Consider the following 1,606-nt stretch of genomic DNA (forward strand, 5'->3'; position numbering starts at 1 on the left):
CACTGAAACGGCTAAGGCCGGATATTATTCGGTAGAATTGACTGATTATCATATCAAAGTAGAAAGTAGCGCGACACCGCACTGTGGAATTTTGCATTTTACTTATCCTTCTAGTGACCAATCGCGTATTCAGATTGATTTAGCTCGTAGAGTAGGGGGAACATCTACTTCACAGTATATTAAAGTTGTAGATGATTACACTATTCAAGGATGGATGAAGTGCACACCTGATGGTGGTGGATGGGGTAATGGTGAAGGAAAAGCCGATTATACCGTTTATTATTATGCACAATTTAGTAAACCTTTGACTAATTATGGCTTTTGGAGTGCAGATATTCCCGAACATTGGGTTCGGAAACGTGATGAAGTAGTGAGTATTCCTTATTTGACTCGTGTATCACAAGCTCCGGTTATAAAAGACAAGAAAGAATTGACGGGTAAACATCTGGGCTTTTTTACTGAATTTCCAACGAAGGAGGGAGAGACTGTAGAGATGAAAGTTGGTATCTCTTTTGTTGATATGGAGGGTGCTGCAAATAACTTTGAACAAGAAATAGCCTCTAAAAATTTTGGACAAGTAAAGCAGGAAGCTACTGAATTGTGGAATAAAGAACTTAATCGTGTCCGGATATCCGGTGGTACGGATGATGAAAAAACGATATTCTATACTGCCATGTATCATACGATGATTGATCCTCGTATCTATACAGATGTAGACGGACGTTATGTAGGCGGTGATTATAAAATACATACGGCTGACAGCACTTTTACAAAACGTACTATATTCAGTGGATGGGATGTATTTCGTAGTCAGTTTCCTTTGCAGACTATAATTAATCCGCGTTTAGTAAGTGATGAACTGAACTCATTGATTACTATGGCAGATCAGAGTGGGCGCGAATACTATGAACGTTGGGAATTGCTGAATTCCTATTCCGGCTGTATGTTGGGAAATCCTGCTTTGTCTGTTTTGGCAGATGCGTATATCAAAGGGATTCGTACGTATGATGCAGAGAAAGCATATCGTTATGCCGTTAACACATCCCGTCGTTTTGGTAATGATTCATTGGGGTATGCTCCGGAACCATTGAGTATTTCAACCACTTTGGAGTATGCTTATACTGATTGGTGTATATCTCAATTAGCGAAAGCTATGGGGAAAGAAGACGATGCCAAATGTTTCTATGAAAAGGGACAGGCATATCATTCTATTTTTGATAAAGAAAAGGGATGGTTCCGTCCCCGTAAAGCAGATGGTGCATGGGTAGAATGGCCGGAGAATGGACGTCTTAAAGAATGGTATGGGTGTATAGAAGCAAACTCTTATCAGCAAGGTTGGTTTGTACCTCACGATGTTCCGGGAATGGTGAACTTGATGGGTGGTAAGGAGAAAGTTATTGCGGATTTAACAGATTTCTTTGATAAAACTCCTTCTAATATGCTGTGGAATGAATATTATAACCATGCGAATGAACCTGTGCACTTCGTTCCTTTTTTGTTCAATCAGCTTGAAGTTCCCTGGTATACTCAAAAATGGACACGCTATACATGTGAAAAGGCTTATGCAAACAAAGTTGAAGGGATTGTTGGCAATGAAGATGTAGGT

General features: G+C 39.9%; 1 protein-coding gene (running past one end of the window). It reads left to right on the top strand.

Going from position 1 to position 1,606, the window contains the following annotated elements:
- Positions 1 to 1,606, top strand: part of the annotated coding region (locus AB5935_RS24565) for a GH92 family glycosyl hydrolase (RefSeq protein ID WP_368327708.1) (this coding region is incomplete at both ends). The annotated region continues 300 nt past the right edge of the window; 1,606 of its 1,906 annotated nt are in view.

The organism is Phocaeicola sp. RTP21198st1_B8_RTP21198_201120 (assembly GCF_040929485.1).
Classification (GTDB): domain Bacteria; phylum Bacteroidota; class Bacteroidia; order Bacteroidales; family Bacteroidaceae; genus Phocaeicola; species Phocaeicola dorei.